17 protein-coding genes and 2 pseudogenes are annotated in these 18759 nt (G+C 54.4%); 4 read left to right on the top strand and 15 right to left on the bottom strand.

The annotated features are described in order from the left end of the window. Window positions 1–118 precede the first annotated feature (118 nt). The 8 genes and pseudogenes from RHM61_RS16580 to RHM61_RS16545 all read right to left on the bottom strand — a co-directional run bounded on the left by RHM61_RS16580 (window position 119) and on the right by RHM61_RS16545 (window position 7468). The gene (locus tag RHM61_RS16580; protein WP_322248395.1) at window positions 119–1672 is read right to left on the bottom strand and encodes a DHA2 family efflux MFS transporter permease subunit; all 1554 of its coding nucleotides are present in this window, start codon (window positions 1670–1672) and stop codon (window positions 119–121) included. Beyond that, complete coding sequence (locus RHM61_RS16575) at window positions 1672–2874, bottom strand: efflux RND transporter periplasmic adaptor subunit (protein WP_322248394.1); 1203 nt, start codon at window positions 2872–2874, stop codon at window positions 1672–1674. The genes RHM61_RS16580 and RHM61_RS16575 overlap by 1 nt, the downstream gene beginning before the upstream one ends. Then, the gene (locus RHM61_RS16570) at window positions 2871–4421 is read right to left on the bottom strand and encodes an efflux transporter outer membrane subunit (protein ID WP_322248393.1); all 1551 of its coding nucleotides are present in this window, start codon (window positions 4419–4421) and stop codon (window positions 2871–2873) included. The genes RHM61_RS16575 and RHM61_RS16570 overlap by 4 nt, the downstream gene beginning before the upstream one ends. Beyond that, entirely contained in the window at window positions 4408–4896 is a 489-nt protein-coding gene (locus tag RHM61_RS16565) for a MarR family transcriptional regulator (RefSeq protein ID WP_322248392.1), read from the bottom strand. The genes RHM61_RS16570 and RHM61_RS16565 overlap by 14 nt, the downstream gene beginning before the upstream one ends. Before the next feature lie 103 nt (window positions 4897–4999). Continuing rightward, window positions 5000–5551: pseudogene (locus RHM61_RS16560) on the bottom strand (MFS transporter); the annotation flags it as partial. A gap of 81 nt (window positions 5552–5632) precedes the next feature. Then, window positions 5633–6916, bottom strand: a complete 1284-nt coding sequence (locus RHM61_RS16555; RefSeq protein ID WP_322248391.1) for an ATP-binding cassette domain-containing protein — start codon at window positions 6914–6916, stop codon at window positions 5633–5635. Further along, window positions 6864–7202 (bottom strand): ATP-binding cassette domain-containing protein, encoded by a 339-nt coding sequence (locus tag RHM61_RS16550; protein WP_322248390.1) that lies wholly within the window; start codon window positions 7200–7202, stop codon window positions 6864–6866. Before RHM61_RS16550 ends, RHM61_RS16555 begins: the two co-directional genes overlap by 53 nt. Window positions 7203–7300: 98 nt before the next feature. Then, window positions 7301–7468 carry a hypothetical protein gene (locus tag RHM61_RS16545; RefSeq protein ID WP_322248389.1) on the bottom strand — a complete coding sequence of 56 codons (168 nt, stop codon included), beginning with the start codon at window positions 7466–7468 and terminating at the stop codon, window positions 7301–7303. Between the two features lie 162 nt (window positions 7469–7630). Between RHM61_RS16545 and rhuM the strand changes: the two genes are divergently transcribed. The 3 genes and pseudogenes from rhuM to RHM61_RS16530 form a co-directional block, all read left to right on the top strand. After that, window positions 7631–8611, top strand: coding sequence for a RhuM family protein (rhuM, locus tag RHM61_RS16540; RefSeq protein ID WP_322248388.1), 981 nt, complete (start codon window positions 7631–7633; stop codon window positions 8609–8611). A 5-nt stretch (window positions 8612–8616) separates the two neighbouring features. Further along, entirely contained in the window at window positions 8617–9177 is a 561-nt protein-coding gene (locus tag RHM61_RS16535; RefSeq protein ID WP_322248387.1) for a recombinase family protein, read from the top strand. Window positions 9178–9180: 3 nt separating this feature from the next. Next, window positions 9181–9951 (top strand): annotated as a pseudogene (locus RHM61_RS16530) (DUF4158 domain-containing protein); the annotation flags it as partial. 190 nt (window positions 9952–10141) lie between these two features. Here the strand turns inward: RHM61_RS16530 and RHM61_RS16525 are convergent. Then, window positions 10142–11347: an MFS transporter gene (locus RHM61_RS16525; RefSeq protein ID WP_322248386.1), complete on the bottom strand. Its 1206-nt coding sequence runs from the start codon at window positions 11345–11347 to the stop codon at window positions 10142–10144. A 104-nt stretch (window positions 11348–11451) separates the two neighbouring features. Between RHM61_RS16525 and RHM61_RS16520 the strand changes: the two genes are divergently transcribed. After that, complete coding sequence (locus RHM61_RS16520) at window positions 11452–12348, top strand: LysR family transcriptional regulator (RefSeq protein ID WP_322248385.1); 897 nt, start codon at window positions 11452–11454, stop codon at window positions 12346–12348. A 115-nt stretch (window positions 12349–12463) separates the two neighbouring features. On the opposite strand, the gene RHM61_RS16515 is transcribed toward RHM61_RS16520, so the two are convergent. The 6 genes from RHM61_RS16515 to RHM61_RS16490 all read right to left on the bottom strand — a co-directional run bounded on the left by RHM61_RS16515 (window position 12464) and on the right by RHM61_RS16490 (window position 18752). Continuing rightward, window positions 12464–14167, bottom strand: a complete 1704-nt coding sequence (locus RHM61_RS16515) for a PhoH family protein (RefSeq protein ID WP_322248384.1) — start codon at window positions 14165–14167, stop codon at window positions 12464–12466. A 111-nt stretch (window positions 14168–14278) separates the two neighbouring features. After that, window positions 14279–14794 carry a peroxiredoxin gene (locus RHM61_RS16510; RefSeq protein ID WP_322251116.1) on the bottom strand — a complete coding sequence of 172 codons (516 nt, stop codon included), beginning with the start codon at window positions 14792–14794 and terminating at the stop codon, window positions 14279–14281. A gap of 36 nt (window positions 14795–14830) precedes the next feature. Further along, the gene (locus RHM61_RS16505) at window positions 14831–15766 is read right to left on the bottom strand and encodes a polysaccharide deacetylase family protein (RefSeq protein ID WP_322248383.1); all 936 of its coding nucleotides are present in this window, start codon (window positions 15764–15766) and stop codon (window positions 14831–14833) included. An 11-nt stretch (window positions 15767–15777) separates the two neighbouring features. Continuing rightward, window positions 15778–16818, bottom strand: a complete 1041-nt coding sequence (locus RHM61_RS16500) for a bifunctional UDP-4-keto-pentose/UDP-xylose synthase (protein ID WP_322248382.1) — start codon at window positions 16816–16818, stop codon at window positions 15778–15780. A 61-nt stretch (window positions 16819–16879) separates the two neighbouring features. Next, entirely contained in the window at window positions 16880–17806 is a 927-nt protein-coding gene (locus RHM61_RS16495) for a formyltransferase (RefSeq protein ID WP_322248381.1), read from the bottom strand. Further along, complete coding sequence (locus tag RHM61_RS16490) at window positions 17787–18752, bottom strand: glycosyltransferase (protein ID WP_322248380.1); 966 nt, start codon at window positions 18750–18752, stop codon at window positions 17787–17789. The genes RHM61_RS16495 and RHM61_RS16490 overlap by 20 nt, the downstream gene beginning before the upstream one ends. Between the last annotated feature and the right edge of the window lie 7 nt (window positions 18753–18759).

The following is an 18759-nucleotide window of genomic DNA, read 5'->3' as shown; positions in this document are numbered from 1 at the left end:
CAAAAGCGCGCAGGAATGACGTGTCTGCCGCTTGGGGTCATGGGGCATCGACAGGTCCGAAGTCCTGTCGATGCCCATCATTGTTCTCTACCTGTTCGATTCACTGCAGTCGGCCTACTCAGTGCGCTCCACCCGCATCGACAGGCATCGCCGATTTTTTCGGTTTGGTCAGCCATACCATACCGATGAGACCAAGGAACATGAAGGCGGCCATGTAAAAAATATCGGTGGCGGCCATGGTGCTGGCTTGTACGCTGATCGTGCGCTCGATCACGCCATAGGCAGCGCTGTCGGGCAGGCCGAGTTGGCCCAGATTGCGCACACTCTCGAGAAAAGCCGGGTAGGCGCTGCCGGTATGTTCGGTCATTTGTGCATGGTGCAGGGTGCTGCGACTGTCCCATAAGGTGGTCATGATCGAGGCACCCATGCCACCGCACATGATACGCACGAAGTTGGACAAGCCCGATGCGGCTGGGATTTTATCCGGGCGCAAGCCCGATAAAATGATCGAGGTCAAAGGGATGAAGAACATCGACATGGCCGCGCCTTGAATCAAGGTCGGTATCAAGAGGCTGATGGTATCGACATCGGTGGTAAAGCGCGCGCGCATGAAAAACACGACAGAAAATAATAAGAAGGCTACCGAAGCAACTTTCCGTGCATCAACTTTGGGTAACAGCTTGCCAATCACCGGCGAGAGCAAAATCGCAAAAATACCGACTGGTGCCATGACTTTACCGGCTTCGGTGGCCGTGTACGATAATTGTGTTTGCAACCACAGTGGCATGATCACCAAACTGCCGAAAAACAAGCCATAACCGATGGAAATCGCTAATACGCCAGCCGAGAAGTTACGCCCTTTGAACAGCGATAAATCGACCACCGGATGCTTGTGACCATTTTCCCAGACGATGAAATACAGCAAGCCTACCGCGGCAATCACGGTCAGTAACACGATTTCACCGGAATTGAACCAATCGAGTTCCTTGCCCTTGTCGAGCATGATCTGTAAGGCACCGACCCACACTACCAGCAAGAACAAACCGACCTTATCGATGGGGACAACTTTGATGACCGATTCGCGGGTGTGATAAATCGACCAAGTGGCCCAGGCCGTAAATAAACCAACCGGGATATTGATGTAAAAAATCCACGGCCACGAGTAATTATCGGAAATCCAGCCGCCCAATAAGGGGCCCATGATCGGCGCGACTAAGGTAGTCATCCCCCATAGTGCCAGCGCCATCGAGCTTTTTGAGGATGGGTAACTGCCTAATAACAGTGACTGCGACAGCGGTATCATCGGTCCGGCTACCGCACCTTGTAAGATGCGGGCGGCGATCAGGGTTTCGATGTTCGGTGCCATGCCGCATAGCCATGAAGAAAACACGAACAACAAAATCGAGCTCATGAACAGCTTGACCTGGCCGAACCGGCTGGTTAACCAACCGGTCAGCGGCACCGAAATCGCATTGGCCACGGCAAACGAGGTGATTACCCAAGTTCCTTGCTGCGGCGAGACACCCAGATTGCCCGAGATGGCAGGAATCGAGACATTGGCAATCGACGAGTCGAGCACGTTCATGAACGTCGCCAGCGATAAGACCAAGGTCCCGATCGCCAGTTGCGTTCCTTTCAGCGGTGCGTGGGGTGCGTGTGCAGCGGTGCTCATTATTTTGTCCGGGTGGCCGGTGCCATATTGGCAGCGATGATCGCGGCGATCTTTTGATCCGCTGCCAAGCTGCTCTGCTCAAATACTTTGGTTTCGTAGCGCGGGGCAGAATTGGCAGCAGTTACCGGCACGCCGTTTTGCTGTGAAATATCAACCTGAACTTGCATTGACACCCCTATGCGCAGCGGATGATCAGCCAATTCTTTCGGGTCCAAGGAAATACGCACTGGTACCCGCTGCACCACCTTGATCCAGTTGCCGCTGGCGTTTTGCGCTGGCAATAAAGCAAAGGCCGAACCGGTTCCGGCCGACATGCCCAACAGCTTGCCATGGAATTCCACATCGCTGCCGTATATATCGGAATGCAACAGCACATCTTGACCGATGCGCATGTGGGCTAATTGGCCTTCCTTGAAATTGGCATCCACCCAGAGCGAATTGAGCGCCACGATGGACAGCAGAGGGCTGCCGGCCGCCACGCGTTGGCCTACTTGTACCGAACGCTTGGCGATATAGCCGCTCAAGGGTGCCGGTATGGTGGCACGGCTGTAGCTGAGCAAGGTTTCGCGTACTTTAGCGGCCGCGCGCAAGACGTTAGGATGCTGGGCGACTGAAGTATTTTCTGTCAAAGCATGGTTGGAAGCCAATTGTTCACGCGTGGCGATCAAGGCTGCTTCGGCGGTTTTCAAGGCATTGCGGGCATGTTCAAGTTCTTCGGTCGAAATCGCCCCGGAACTGAGCAATTGGGCGCGCCGCGCCAGATCGGCCTTGGCACGTTCGACATCGCTGCTGCGCAAATCGATATTGGCTTGCAAAGAAGCATTGTTGGCGAACAGGACTTTGACTTCACGCACGGTTTGTGCGAGTTGTGCTTCAGCTTGGTCGAGAGCCACGCTGGCGTCGGTTTTATCGAATTCGATCAGCGGCTTGCCGGCTTGCACCATTTCAGTGTCATCGGCATGGATGGCCAGTACGGTACCGGCCACTTGCGGTGTAATTTGCACCACGTTGCCGGCGGCGTAGGCATCATCGGTATGTTCATAATGGCTGCCGACCAGCGTCCACCAAACAATATAGGCGGCAATGCCAAGCGCGACCACGGTGGTAATGGCGATGAGCAAGCCGCGTCGTTTGCTGGTGTCTGGCGTCGCCTCTACGGCTGCAGGGGTCGATGGGGTTGGATTTTGAGTTGGGGCGTTCATAACGCTGCCTTCGAGTTGTTGGATACGGAAAGAGGGGAGTGCGGCGGGGTGGCATGGTGCGCTTGACTGTCATAGCCACCGCCGAGTGCCTTGATCAGGTTGATTTGGCTTTCCGCTTGGCGGAACACCAAATCCATGGTTTGTTTTTGCTGGCTGAGTAACAGACTTTCGGCGCTCAGTACTGGCAATAAATTAGCCGTTCCAGCTTGCTGGCGTTGGCGTGCCAAGTTCAAACTGCGTTGCGCGGCATCGGTCGCCGACTGTTGCTGGGCGATTTGGGCACTGCTGCCGGCCATCATTTGAACTTGATCCGCCACTTCATGCAGGGCATCGGTGAGGCTTTGATTGTAGGTGGCGACGGCGACGTCATACGCGGCTACGCGGGTTTTCAATTGCGCGCGCAAGCGGCCGCCTTCAAACAGCGGCAGATGTATCGATGGGCCGACTCCGACGATCAAGCTGCCGCTCTTGAAAAATTGATCGACGCCGATACTCGACAAACCGGCAAAGCCAACCAAGTTCACATTCGGATAAAACTGTGTTGTTGCCGCATCGATGTCACCTTGGTTCGCCTCGACGCGCCAGCGTGCTGCCACGATGTCGGGACGGCGACTGATTAATTCCAAAGGCAAACTTGCTGGCACGCCAATGTGCTGCGCACCATCAAATTTTGGTCGTGCTATGGCACTGCCACGTTCCGGTGAAGCGCCGAGCAGGGCGGCGAGTTGATTGCGGCTCAGTGCGATGGCTTCATCCCAAGCGGAAATGTCCTTATTCAAGGCCGCCACTTGCAAGACGCCTTGTTGGATGTCGGATTGGGTATCGAGTCCGGCGTGTACACGTTGGGCAATCAGGGCATCAAATTTTTCCCGTACCAGTCTTTGCTGCAGGCTCATTTCACGCTGCGCATACTGTCTGGCCAATTGTAACCAACTGCGTGCGACGGCATTACTGAGCATCAGACGTACGCTTTGTTGCTCTGCCTCGGCGACTTGGGCTTGGGATAAAGCCGTGCGCATTTCAGCACTGTGCTTGCCCCAGAAATCGAGATCATACGTAATACTGACGGCCAACTCGTTATCTGAATAATAGTTGCCTGCCAATGGAGGCGGGATTAAGCCATGTTCGGAATACCGCTGATAGGTATTTTCGAAGGAAGCATTGACACTCGGCAACGTGGCCGAGCGGCTGATGGCGATCGCGGCACGGGCCGCATCGATACGGGCCGCGGCGGCTTGCAAGCTGGGGTTGCCGGCCAGTGCAGCGGCGATCAATTCTTGTAATTCTGCGCCGCCGATCGCGCCGGCCCAATCACTGTTGGGCCAGTTCGCTTGGGCCGTGCCGTACAGGGCGTCGCTGCGACTGTCGGGCAGGGTGTGAAGCTGAGCATGACTTTCTATGCCACTGTGGCTGACACAGCCAGCCAGCATGGCGCTGGCGGCCAAGATCAGCGCCATGCCTGAGCGGTGGCGAATAAATTGTTTGGGGTTGAGGGTCATGAGGGTAGCCATGTAAGGTAGGAAACGTGCTTTTTTATTGATTGTCATGGCAAGTATTGCTATGAGCTTCGAGTATCGGGCGGTTGGCAAGTAACTTCCTCAAAAGGAACTTCAAAAACTCGATTTCTTCTTGTTGAAAACCAGTGAAACTGATGTCGAGGACTTCGCGATAAATGGCCGGCAATTGTTGTGCGATTGCGTGGCCACTCGGGGTCAGTTGCAAGGCATATAAGCGTTTGTCATCGAGATCAGCGATGCGCTCCAATAAACCTTTGGCAACCAGTTTGTCGATTGTGCGTTTCATGGCCGCCGAATCGATGAACAGATCGCGCGATAATTCAGCCGCAGTACGACACTTGCCCATCCAGAGCATCATAAAAATACTACTCTGCGCATGGGTAATATCGAGCTCGCGCAAAGATTCATCGACCCCGCGCGAAATCATGGTGCGCGCGCGCGCCAGCAAATAGCCGACGCTGTCTTCGACTTTGGTGACGGAAAATTCAAGAGCGGGTGGATTCATGAGATGGGATAATCGTTGCCTAGGCAAGATTCTACAACAAAATAAAATCTTTTGCTGCAGATCAAAATCAAGCGATTAAGCAGTCGCTGAGAATACCCGGCGTTTAATGCAGACCAACAGCAGGCCTCGCCTTGGCAAGGAAATCCTTGCCATCTTGACGCTCCAGCCGACCTGCCAGCGTTGTCAGAGCCAGCGCAACGAGTACCACCATTGCGCCTATCCATGGGGTTGCCATCAAGCCAAGATGCTCGACAACCACACCGCCGCCCCAAGCACCGCCAGCAATACCGATATTAAAGGCGGCGATATTCAAGCCCGATGCCACATCAATGGCTTGCGGCGCATCTCGCTCTGCCCGCTGCACAACATACACTTGCAATCCCGGTACGTTGCCGAACGCTACTGCACCCCATACCAATACCGTCGCCAAAGCCAGCCATGTATTCGGCGCGGTAAAGGTGAACGCAAACAATACCAACGCCAAGCAGAGAAGCACGATCTGCAAGGCAGGAATCGGGCCTTTTTTGTCCGCCAACTTGCCGCCCCAAATATTGCCGATAGCGACCGACACGCCATACACCAACATGACCAGACTAACGCTGGAAGCGGAGAAGCCAGATACTTCCTACAAGATCGGTGCCAGGTAAGTAAAGGGGGTTGTAAGCCGGAACCGCCGAAATTTCCGTCAACTCATCTAACCCCTGCCACAAGGGCATCTAGGTCAATCACCTTGCGGTCACTCTGAAAGATTTAATTCTTTACCAATCCCAACCCCTGCAACGAAGTCGGGATCGTGAGAGACCAATAGCAGAGTGCCTGGGTAGTCCGCCAGGACCTGAGTGAGCAACTGACGCGAGGGGTGATCCAGATGATTGTCCGGTTCATCGAGCAGCAGCAGGTCGGGCAGTTGCGCCAGTACCATCAGCAGACCCAGTTTTAACCTCTCCCCCCCACTCAGACCATGACAAGGCGTCAGAGCGCGATCGCCGCGCAGGGCTATGCCCGCCAGCCGTGTTCTCGCATCACTCTCGGCCAGTGTCGGAGCCACTGTCAACAGGTTGGCAAGCGGGCTGAGATCCCGCGCAATCAGGCTGAGCCCCTGATCGAGGCAAGCCATCTTGCCATTGATGCGAAAGCTGCCCGTCTCGGGCTCCAGCACCCCGCGCAACATCTGCAGCAGACTCGATTTGCCGCAGCCATTGCGACCGCCGATCAAACAGCGCTCACCCCGTTGCAGCACCAGATCAACCCGCTGGCCATGCCAGCGCACGTGAGACGCAGCCGTAATCACCAGCGGCTGGGCAGCCCCCTTGCGCTCGATCTCCTCCGGCCACTGCATGATGAGCGGCTGCACCGCCGCCAGCGCGGCTGCCGCCTCGGTGCGGGCCTCCACTTGCGCACTGTGGCCCCGCTCGTGGCGGTCCAGCACTCTGCCAAGGGATTTGCCTGCCTGTTCCGCCTTGAAATCAAGCAGGATTTTGGCTTGGGAGCCGCGCTCACGCCGCCCCTGACTGGCTCGTCTGGCCGCCTGTTCACGCACTTTTTGCAAGCTGCGCGCCGCCGCCTTTTCGCTTCGCACCGCTTGCGCCAAACTGGTGCTGCGGGCAGCCTGTACCTCGGCCTGCTGCGCCAGAAACTCGTCAAACGAGAGGCGGGCACTCTGCAACCCCTGCTCGCTCAGCTCCAGAATCTGACTGGTTTGATTGAGCAGGCGTCGGTCGTGGCTCACCAGCAGGTAACCTCCGCGATGTCTGGCCAGTTGCTGGCTTAGCCAGTCGATGCCAGAGGCATCGAGGTGGTTGTCTGGCTCATCAAGCAACAGAAAGTGAGCCGGCCTCGCAAACAGCGCCAGCAGGCGCAAACGGGTGAGCTGGCCACCGCTTAGGGTGCTGACCGGGACATGGGGATCGAGTCTGAGGCCTGCTTCTGCCAGCAGGTCGGCAAGATCGCTGCGCAGGTTCCAGCGATCAGCCAGCAACTCGAAATCGCAGGGCGCAGCTCCCCTGCTCGATGCGCTCAAGGGCCCGTAGCGGCTCGCCCCAGCCGATAAGGTCGGCCACGCTGGCTGCGCAATCATGATCTTGAGCCGGTGCAAACTGGGACAACCAGCTGATGGGGGTCAACCACTCGATCTTGCCAGAATCCGCGCGGCGCTGGCCCGCCAGCAGTTCCAGCAGCAGGCTCTTGCCGATGCCGTTACGGCCGATCAGGGTGCAGCCCGCAGCGGGCAAAGTGAAGGTAAAGGGCACCGTACAGGCGCCGAAGGGCAGCTGCAAAGTGTTGATATGACATGCGATATGGGTCATCTGAACTCCTGTAGGCCAATGCGGAAGCCGCAGGCCAAGAGCTAAACAAATGACAGGGACACGTGTCCACAAGTGGGAAAACAGCAGAGGAATCAGCATCAACCTGTCACGGTGAGACGCACCCGCTTCTCCCTGGCGGGAGAAGAATCAAAAGTGGGGTGCGGACAGGTTAAATGCGCATCGGCGAAATACTCTTTACTGATGAAAATAAAATCATACTTCAGATAGTAAAAAATGCCAAATGTTCCGGTATCACTCACTTGCATGTTGTATCAATAAATCAAGTGTCAGTCTGGGCTATGCCCTATCCTGATGTCAGGCTATCATCCTAAAATCGTCAGAATAGGATCATATTCTATATTTATTGACATATCCAATCAAAGGTAATAGAGTTCTACCTGACATTATCGAGTGCGGAAGGCAATGTGATGGGCGAACTTGTAATTTATCAACCGGACGATGGATCTAAAGTTTCGGTAAGGCTGGAAGGAAACACCATCTGGCTTACTCAGAGGCAACTCTCAGATATGTTAGAGACCTCAACCGATAACATTGGCTTGCATCTCAAAAACATTTATGCCAGCGGCGAACTGGTGGAGACAGCAACTACCGAGGATTTCTCGGTAGTTCAACAAGAGGGGCAACGCCCTGTTTCCAGAAGGACAAAGCATTACAACCTCGACGCCATCATTTCCGTCGGGTATCGCGTGAACTCCAAACGCGGCACACAATTTCGCCAATGGGCAACAGGCGTTCTACGCGACCATTTGATGCAAGGCTGGACGCTGGATCGCGCCCGCTTCCAACATAACGCTGCCGAACTGGAAGCGGCGCTGACGCTTGTTAGGAAGACCGCACAATCGCCCGACATGATTGCTGATACCGGGCGAGGGTTGGTCGAGATCGTTAGCCGCTATACCCAAACTTTCTTACTGTTGCAACGCTACGATGAAGGATTATTGACCGAACCCAACGGAACGGAGGGCGGTGTCATGCCGTCGCTCGATGAGGCAAGACAGTCTATCGCCAGCTTGAAAGCCGATCTCATGTTCCGTGGCGAGGCCAGCAACCTTTTTGGACTTGAACGTGGCGATGCGCTCGCGGCCATTCTCGGCAATCTCGATCAATCCATCTTCGGCGAACCTGCTTATCCGACCATCGAGGGTAAGGCAGCGCATCTCTTGTATTTCATCATCAAGAACCATCCGTTTGCCGATGGTAATAAACGTAACGGCGCGTTCCGGTTCGTCGATTTCCTGAATCGCAACAACGCACTGATGCGGGACGGGCAGCCAGTTATCAACGACATTGGGCTTGCGGCATTGGCATTGCTGGTAGCGGAATCCGCACCAACGCAAAAAAGTACTATGATCCGCTTGATTGAAAACATGCTGGCCAGTGTGCGGTAATCTAAATGAATGGACAGCGCATTGGATATATCCGGGTCAGCACCTTCGATCAGAACCCTGAACGGCAACTGGAGGGCGTCCAGGTTGACCGCTCCTTCACCGACAAGGCATCAGGCAAAGATGTCAAGCGCCCGCAATTGGAAGCTTTGATGAGCTTCGCCCGCGCTGGCGACACCGTGGTGGTGCATAGCATGGATCGCCTGGCGCGCAATCTCGACGATTTACGCCGCATCGTGCAAACGCTGACTCAACGCGGTGTGCATATCGAATTCGTCAAGGAGCATCTAAGTTTCACTGGCGAAGATTCGCCGATGGCGAATCTAATGCTGTCGGTCATGGGAGCATTTGCCGAGTTCGAGCGATCGCTGATCAAAGAACGGCAGCGCGAAGGTATCGCCCTAGCGAAACAGCGTGGTGCTTATCGTGGCCGTAAGAAATCGCTTTCAGATCAGGAAATTGCCGGTCTGAGGCAACGGGTAGATGCTGGTGAAAAGAAAACTAGACTCGCCCGAGAATTTGGCATTAGCAGGGAGACGTTGTATCAATATTTGCGAGCCGCAGAGTAACGTATGCCTATCGCAAAAAGTGAACGATTAACCGTCCTATCTGGGGCCGAGCAGGAAGCAATATATGGACTTCCTGACTTCGACGATGCGCAACGGCTGGAATATCTGGCATTGACTGAATCCGAGCTAGCGATAGCGAGCAGTCGTCCCAGCCTTCATGCCCAAGTTTATTGTGTCTTGCACATCGGATACTTCAAGGCCAAGCACGCCTTTTTCCGCTTCGACTGGGAGGAAGTGGAGGAGGATGTGGCCTTCGTGCTGAGTCGGTATTTCCATGGCGAGACGTTCGAGCGAAAATCGATCACCAAGCATGAGCATTACACTCAGCGCGAGCAGCTTTCTGAGCTATTTTGCTACCAGTCATGGACAACCGACTTCCTCCCTCGGCTTAGGCGACATGTCGCGCAAATCGCGCGACGTGACGTAACACCTGGATTTGTATCGGCCGAGTTGATCGTTTGGCTCAATGAGCACAAGATTATTCGACCCGGCTACACCACATTGCAAGAATTGGTCAGTGAAACGTTGTCTGCCGAGCGTCGCCGACTGGGAAACCTTCTGGCGCAAGGATTAGATGATACGAGCAAAGCAGCACTGACCCAACTTTTGGTGCGCGATGACACGCTGTCGCAACTGGCGGCGCTCAAGCAGGATGCCAAGAATTTCGGCTGGCGTCAAATGGCGCGTGAGCGCGAGAAGCGCACCACGCTAGAACTACTGCACGGGATCGCCAAAGCGCTGCTACCTAAGCTGGACATTTCGCAGCAGAACTTGCGAAATCATGGTGCGCGCGCGCGCCAGCAAATAGCCGACGCTGTCTTCGACTTTGGTGACGGAAAATTCAAGAGCGGGTGGATTCATGAGATGGGATAATCGTTGCCTAGGCAAGATTCTGCAACAAAATAAAATCTTTTGCTGCAGATCAAAATCAAGCGATTAAGCAGTCGCTGAGAATACCCGGCGTTTAATGCAGACCAACAGCAGGCCTCGCCTTGGCAAGGAAATCCTTGCCATCTTGACGCTCCAGCCGACCTGCCAGCGTTGTCAGAGCCAGCGCAACGAGTACCACCATTGCGCCTATCCATGGGGTTGCCATCAAACCAAGATGCTCGACAACCACACCGCCGCCCCAAGCACCGCCAGCAATACCGATATTAAAGGCGGCGATATTCAAGCCCGATGCCACATCAATGGCTTGCGGCGCATCTCGCTCTGCCCGCTGCACAACATACACTTGCAATCCCGGTACGTTGCCGAACGCTACTGCACCCCATACCAATACCGTCGCCAAAGCCAGCCATGTATTCGGCGCGGTAAAGGTGAACGCAAACAATACCAACGCCAAGCAGAGAAACACGATCTGCAAGGCAGGAATCGGGCCTTTTTTGTCCGCCAACTTGCCGCCCCAAATATTGCCGATAGCGACCGACACGCCATACACCAACATGACCAGACTAACGCTGGAAGCGGAGAAGCCAGATACTTCCTGCAAGATCGGTGCCAGGTAAGTAAAGGCGACAAACGAGCCGCCATAACCGAGCGCAGTCATTGCATACACTAAAAGCAGGCGGGGCTGTTTCAGTACCGATAATTGTATCAATAGGGATGCTGGCCGGCTGCCAGGGATATTGTTCGGTATCAGAATCGCGCTACCGATAAACGCAACAATCCCCAGCACGGATACGGCCAGGAAGGTCGACTGCCAGCCAAACGTCTGGCCGATGAAGGTACCGAGTGGCACACCCGTCACCAGCGCGACGGTCAATCCGGTAAACATCAGTGCAATCGCGCTCGCAGCCTTTTCTTTTGGCACTAAGCCGGTGGCAATCGTCGAACCAACCGAGAAAAATACGCCATGCGCTAAACCAGTCAGCACGCGGGCCGCGATCAGGGATTCATAGCCCGGCGCTAGCCATGCGAGTACATTGCCGATAGTAAATAGGGCCATCAAAGCTAGCAGCAAATGCTTGCGCTTTACGCGGCCAGTCAATGCTGTCAATATCGGGGCACCAATGGCAACCCCCACAGCATACAGACTGACTAATAGTCCGGCAGAGGGAACGGAGACGCCAAGGCTGGCAGCAATAGTGGGGATGAGGCCGACAATAACGAATTCTGTCGTCCCGATAGCGAAAGCGCTGAGTGTCAGCGCCCAAAGTGCGAGGGGCATGATTTTTCTTTCTGAGTTGAGTGCTTGAGATCTGGAAGTGTGCGCGTTGCACTGGCAAAGAAAAACCATGTTGACTACAATATACTTTTGACTCGGAATCACTAATGCTCAATATTGATGCGCTGATTGCCTTCGTAGCGGTGATAGATGCCGGCTCCTTTACCGCCGCGGCCGAGCGACTCGGCCAGACACCATCGGGTATCAGTCGCGCCATCGCGCGGCTGGAATCACAGTTAAGCATGGCGCTGATCACGCGCACCACGCGCCGACTCGATCTCACCGAAGAAGGCGAATGGTTGCTGGTGCGCGCACGGAAAGTGTTATCCGATTTGCAGGATACAGAGGAGCAACTGATCGCTCGCCTTTCTCAGCCTGCTGGCTTGGTGCGTGTCAGTGCTGCAACGCCGGTATTGAACCACCTGCTGGCACCCTTGGCAGCGGCGTTTATGGATCGCTACCCGCTCGTGCGGCTCGAACTCATCAGTGGCGAAACGGTGATTGATTTGATCGAAGCCCGGATTGATCTGGCGATTCGTATCGGCCCCTTAGCCGACTCGACTCTGAACGCCAGACGATTGGGAAGCAGTCGCCTGCGTTTGCTGGCATCGCCGGATTACCTGGCGCGCCATGGAACCCCTGCAAATAGCGCTCAGTTGAGCAAGCATAGACTACTCGGCTTTAGCGCGCCTGCTTCACTCAATATATGGCCATTGCCGGATATCAATGGTGCTGGATTTCCAATCCAAACAAACATCGTCGCATCCAGCGGTGAAACTTTGCGTCATTTGAGCCTGGGTGGCGCTGGCATTGTGTGTCTGGCTGAGTTTCTAACCCGTAGCGATGTAGCAAGCGGGCGATTAGTGCCATTGCTGGAAACTGAGTTACTGCCGTGGCACCAACCGGTGTGGACGGTCTTTTACAAGCAGGGCGCACTGGCACCGCGCATTGCTGCCTTAGTTGATTTTTTAGCGCTGGGACTACGCACTGTCTTAGATGACTGAACTGGTATTGTCAGTTAAGGAAGCGCGTGCGGCCATCTCAATCGACGAAAAAAAACGCTGACTAAGCAGCGTTTTTTCATGGTTCAGGCCAATCGGACGATCAACCGGTCTGGTATTACAAAATTTCACTCGCGTGATCAGCCAGACGCGAACGTTCGCCCCGTGCCAAGGTCACGTGGCCGCTATGGGCCCAGCCTTTGAAACGATCGACCACATAGGTCAAACCACTCGATCCTTCCGTCAGATACGGGGTGTCAATCTGGGCGATATTGCCCAAACATACGATCTTCGTGCCAGGGCCGGCCCGCGTTACCAAGGTCTTGACTTGCTTAGGCGTGAGATTCTGCGCTTCGTCGATGATCAGGAATTTATTGACGAAAGTACGGCCGCGCATGAAATTGAGTGACTTGATTTTGATCTTGGAGCGTATCAAATCTTGTGTCGCGGCGCGTCCCCAATCGCCGGCATCGTTGTCGGATTTGTTGAGAACTTCCAAATTGTCATCGAAGGCACCCATCCATGGCGACATTTTTTCTTCTTCCGTGCCAGGCAAGAAACCGATATCTTCGCCGACAGGGACGGTCACACGGGTGACAATGATTTCACTGTAAGTTTTGGTTTCCAACACTTGTGCCAAGCCCGCCGCCAAGGCCAACAAGGTCTTGCCGGTACCGGCTTGACCGAGCAGGGTGACGAAATCGCAGTCCGGATCCATCAGCAAATTGAGGGCAAAATTTTGCTCGCGATTGCGCGAGGTGACGCCCCACACGCTGTGCTTGATGTGACCGTAATCGCGTAAGGTTTGCAGAACGGCAGTTTTGCCATTGATCTGGCGCACCTGACCGTAAAACGAAGCTTCGCCATTATTCGGTTCGAGATAGACAAACTGATTCACCAAGAGCGTAGGAATGACCGGACCGGTGATGCGGTAAAAAGTGGTGCTCAGGCCATTTTTATTTTCTTGCCAAGTTTCTATGCCCTTGCCATGCTTATTCCAGAAATCGGCCGGTAATTGGACGATACCGGTGTACAGCAAATCGGAATCTTCGAGCACATGATCATTGAAGTAATCTTCCGCCGGCAAGCCCATGGCGCGCGCTTTAATGCGCATATTGATATCTTTCGACACCAGTACCACCGGACGGCCCGGGAATTCTGCTTCGAGTGAGCGTACCACGCTCAGTATTTGGTTATCGGCTTTGCCTTGCGGTAAGCCCTGCGGCAATTCAGCGATTTGTAATTTGGTTTGAAAGAACAGGTGGCCGCGCGCGTCTTTGTTACCTAATTTCGATAAGGCGATGCCTTTTTCGATTGCGCCATTATCGATATCGCCCACCAAGGCATCGAGTGAGCGAGAAATCTGGCGCGCATTGCGGGCTACTTCAGACATGCCTTTTTTGTGATCATCAAGCTCTTCGAGCGTGATCATCGGCAAATAAACATCATGCTCTTCGAAACGGAATAAGGATGAAGGATCATGCATGAGCACATTGGTGTCGAGCACAAAGAGCTTGGTCACGCCCGACTTGTCAGCGGCACGACTGGCCACGGACTTGACTGGATTGGCAGCGATTTTTTGCTTGGCGATGGCGGCAATGGCCGGTGCCAGTTTCGCCCGTGGCGGCGCTTCGGCGCGCGCAGGGGCGGCGGCAATCACTGCCGGCGCTGGCGGCGGCGTAATTTTTTTAGCAACCGGCGGTTTGGCTTTCTCTGGCGCGGTGGCCTTCAGTGCCTTGGCGGGCTTGCCAGCAACTGCCTGCGGATAGTCCTTTGGCGACAGCAATGCTGCGGGTTTTGTGGGCATTTTTGGCAATGGCATGAAAACCTCAATATAAAAGTGAGTGCGAAAAAATAAAAAACCGCGCTGGCAAAATCAGCACGGGTGCTGACGCTGCCATAGCGGCTTTGGTAGTGAGGTATGCGGTCGAGTTCAATTCGTCAAAGGGGTGGAGGCGCTCACAAATTCAAGTACTTCATCAACGTGTCCGGCTACTTTCACGCCTCTCCATTCTTTCACCAATTGACCGCTTGCGTCAATGATAAACGTGCTGCGCTCTATCCCGCGAACCTGTTTTCCATACATATTTTTCATTTTCATCACATTGAAAAGATTGCACAGAATTTCTTCGGGATCGGAAATGAGTTCGAACGGCAGCGCCAGTTTGGCTTTGAAGCCTGAGTGCGAGCGCAAGCTGTCTCGGCTGATGCCGAATATAACGGTATTGCGAGCGGAAAATTGCTCGTATAAATCGCGAAAGGCGATGCTCTCGGTGGTGCACCCTGGGGTATTATCCTTGGGGTAAAAATATAAAATAACTTGTTTTCCAGCATAATCGCTGCTGGCAAACGGGTGCTCGCCGGTCATCGCGGCGGAAAACTGCGGTACTTGGCAATTCAGTGCGGAAGGCGCCACTGTGATCTCCTTGGTTAGGGGTGGAGAAATCATTGCAAACAAGCGGCGCTGTCTGTACTCAACACTACACTACAGCACAGCGACCAAGTCTCCGGAACGTCCGGGCAAACTGGCCCATGTCAGCGGCCGTATCGGTAGCTCGGCGGGAGAAATCGTCGCATAGTAGTCCGCCATGGACGCGCAACGATAGCCCTGTTCGTGCCAGCCTGTCAGCAATTGTTCTAATATGGGGGCAAGTTTTTGCCCTTCAAGCTCGGCATGCAGAGTAAACACATGATCGCGACCCTCAGCGGTCAATTTCAATATATGGGCGGCAATATTGGCAAGCGTAATCTCGACGCCATCTATGCTGCGGCCCAATAATTCGTCGAGCGTGGGCAAGGTGGTCGGCATTTGCACGCAGCTGTGCACCTGCGCGCCGACTTGCAAGCGATACGGTCCGGCTGCGGGATCCTGCAGGCTACCGTCTTCGTTGAGCATGGCACGCCCATCGGAGGCATAGGCCATGCCGCAGCGATCGAGCTCAGCAAACGCCGTGGCATTCATTTGCCAGCCAGCTGCGCCATGCGTCGCCGGTGGCTGCCCGAAAATACTGCTGAATTTGGCGTGTGCCTGTTGCATTTGCCCACGCGTCCAAGCAGCATCACGGGTGCGCACGTTGTCTTGCCACACCACATGATCCCAAGTATGGATGCCACACTCAAAACCGGCCGCTTGCACGGCCCGCATCGGCACGGTACAGGCGCCGATGTCGGGTGCCGGCAAGAATACGCCGTACATCAGGGTTTTCACCCCATAGTGTTCGAGCACAGAAGTGCGCGATACCTTCTGGAAAAAACCGGGCCGAAAGGCGCGTCGCAAGGCCCAACCGGTATGGTCTTTACCGAGCGAAAACAAGAAGGTGGCACCGGCTTGATGCTGCTGTAGTATGCGCACCAAGTTCGGTACCCCTTCACGGGTACCACGCCAGGTATCGACGTCGATCTTCAGAACCAGAACAGGCATAGGCGCGCCGCTCAGTCGACCAAGGCGCGTGCTTGCGCAACCTGCGAGCGATAGGCATCAAAAATATTGCGCATCGTATCAGGCATGGTGGTAACTGGCTTCCAACCGAGTTCTTCGCAGGTATTGGTGATTTTCGGGACGCGATTTTGCACGTCTTGATAACCCTTGCCGTAATACGCATCGGAAGTGGTTTCGATCAGAGAAACTTGCTTGGCTGTTTCGGCATATTCCGGATATTCGGCGGCCAAACTGATCATCATGTGGGCCAATTCGCGAATAGAGAAATTATTCAAAGGATTGCCGATGTTGTAAATCTTACCGCTGGCAATACCGTTTTGATTGTCGATGATACGCATGAGCGCATCGATACCATCATCGATATACGTGAACGCGCGTTTCTGCGCGCCACCATCGACCAGCGAAATATTCTCGCCGCGCACGATATGACCGAAGAATTGCGTGACGACGCGCGAGCTGCCTTCTTTTGGCGTGTGGATATTATCCAAGCCAGCACCGATCCAGTTAAATGGGCGGAACAGGGTGAAATTCAAACCTTCCATGCCATAACCCCAGATCACGCGATCCATCAACTGCTTGGCACAGGAATAAATCCAACGTGGTTTGTTGATCGGGCCGCAGATCAATTCCGACGCTTCCGGGTCGAATTCTTCATCATGGCACATACCATAGACTTCGGAAGTCGATGGGAACACCAGATGCTTGCCATATTTGGCAGCTGAACGCACGATAGGCAAATTCGCTTCGAAATCGAGTTCAAATACCCGCAACGGTTGTTTCACATAAGTCGACGGCGTGGCGATGGCCACCAGCGGCAGAATGACGTCACATTTTTTGACGTGGTATTCGACCCATTCTTTATTGATGGTGATGTCACCTTCAAAAAAGTGCATGCGCGGATGGTTGATCATGTCGCCCAAGCGCTCGGTTTGCATGTCCATCCCGTAGACTTCCCAATCGGTGGTTTCGAGTATGCGCTTGGACAAATGGTGACCGATAAAACCGTTCACGCCGAGGATCAGGACTTTTTTCATGGTGAGTTTTTCTTAAGTAAATGTTGATTGCTATCTGGTTTGGAACGGCTGGGCCAAGAACTCAATGTGCCAGTTGCTGCAATTCTGTTGCCGTGACCAGTGCGTCGTCACAGCGTAATGCAATGATTTGGATGGCATGGCCATCACCACAGATGCCGAGGATCACATTATCCACTACATGCAAGCCCATCGGCAAATCTGTTGCTGGCAAATTTGACAAACGTGCTTTTTCAATAATGAAATGCTTGCCAAATTGCTCAAAAAAGGCACCCGGATACGGTGGCGCGACGGCTCGGTGCAAGTTATACACCGCCTGAGCCGGCTGATTCCAGTCTATGCGGCCATCTTCCGGCTTACGTCCGCCGAAATAACTGCCCGCGCTTAACAGGTTAGGGTGCCGCTTAACCGTGCCGGCAATTAATTCGGGCACAGCATGCCATAATGTTTGTTCCGCCGCAACTGTCAGCTTGCCAAAAACTTCGTAGGCTGTGTCGTCGGGCAAAATCGGCACCATCGTTTGAGCAATAATGGCACCAGCATCGGGTTTGGCGGCCATCTCGTGCAGCGTCGCGCCGGTTTCTGTTTCGCCATGCAATACCGCCCAATTCACCGGTACCCGTCCACGGTATTTCGGCAGCAGCGAACCGTGCAAATTAAAGGCGCCGCGCGTAGCTAAGGCTAACAGCGCCGCTGGCAGCATGTGGCGATAGTAAAAACTGAAAATAAACTCGGGCTGCAGTGCCGCAATTTGCTCGTGCACGGCGGGTGTGCTCGGGTCGGCCGGGGCGATACAGGCAATCCCGTGTTCGGCACACAGGGCTGCGACCGAATCGAACCAGATGGTTTCGGCCGGATTATCTTCGTGCGTCACCACCAAACTGATCGTGATACCGCGCGCCAACAAGGTCTTGATACTGCGCACGCCGACATTATGGTAGGCGAACACTACGGCACGGCTTGGGACCGGATCAGATGCTTTGTGGTTCATCAATTTCCTTATCTTGCAAAATCGTTTGTATGACATACCGCGGCCGACCACGTACTTGCTGGTAAATACGGCCGACGTATTCGCCGAGCAGGCCGATGCCGAATAAAATCACGCCCATCAGGAAAAAGGCAATCGCAAACAGGGTGAACAAGCCTTCGGCTTCCGCACCGAAGATGAAACGACGCACCAGCAGCAAGGACACCAGCCCGGCCGATAACAGTGAGAGCACCATTCCCAACATGGAAAACAATTGCAAAGGCATGATGGAGAAACCGGTCATGAGATCGAAGTTCAGCCGTATCAAACTGTAAAACGAATACTTCGATTCGCCGGCCGAACGCTCTTCATGCTCCACCATGATTTCCGTCGGTTTGCGCGCAAACGTGTATGCCAGTGCCGGCACGAAGGTATTGACTTCTCTGCAGTGATTGATCAGATCGATCACATTGCGACCGTAAGCGCGCAGCATATTGCCTTGATCGGTAATCTTGATGCGGGTGATTTTTTCGCGCAAACGGTTCATCGCTTTTGAGGCGTAAGTGCGCCAAGCGCTGTCTTGCCGCTTGCGGCGTATCGAGCCGACGTAATCGTAACCTTCGCGCATTTTGTCAACCAAGGCACCGATTTCTTCCGGTGGATTCTGCAAATCGGCATCGAGCGTGACCATGATATCGCCACGGCTGGCTTCAAATCCAGCCAAGATCGCCATGTGCTGGCCGTAATTGCCGCTGAAAAGTACCACACGGGTGACGTCGGCGCGCACGCGGAATTGGTCGGCTAAAATCAACGCGGTATTGTCGCGACTGCCGTCATTAACGAAAATGACTTCATAACGGACGCCGCGGGCAGCCAGCGCATCGAGGGCCGGATAGAGTCGCGCGAAGAGCTTGGACAAGCCGGCTTCTTCGTTGTAGACGGGAACGATAACGGTGAGTTCGGGTTTCATGGCGGTG

This window comes from Undibacterium sp. CCC3.4, assembly GCF_034347425.1.
Taxonomy (GTDB): domain Bacteria; phylum Pseudomonadota; class Gammaproteobacteria; order Burkholderiales; family Burkholderiaceae_D; genus Undibacterium.
Note: the sequence above shows the minus strand (reverse complement) of the source record. Positions and strands in the feature narration are given on the sequence as shown.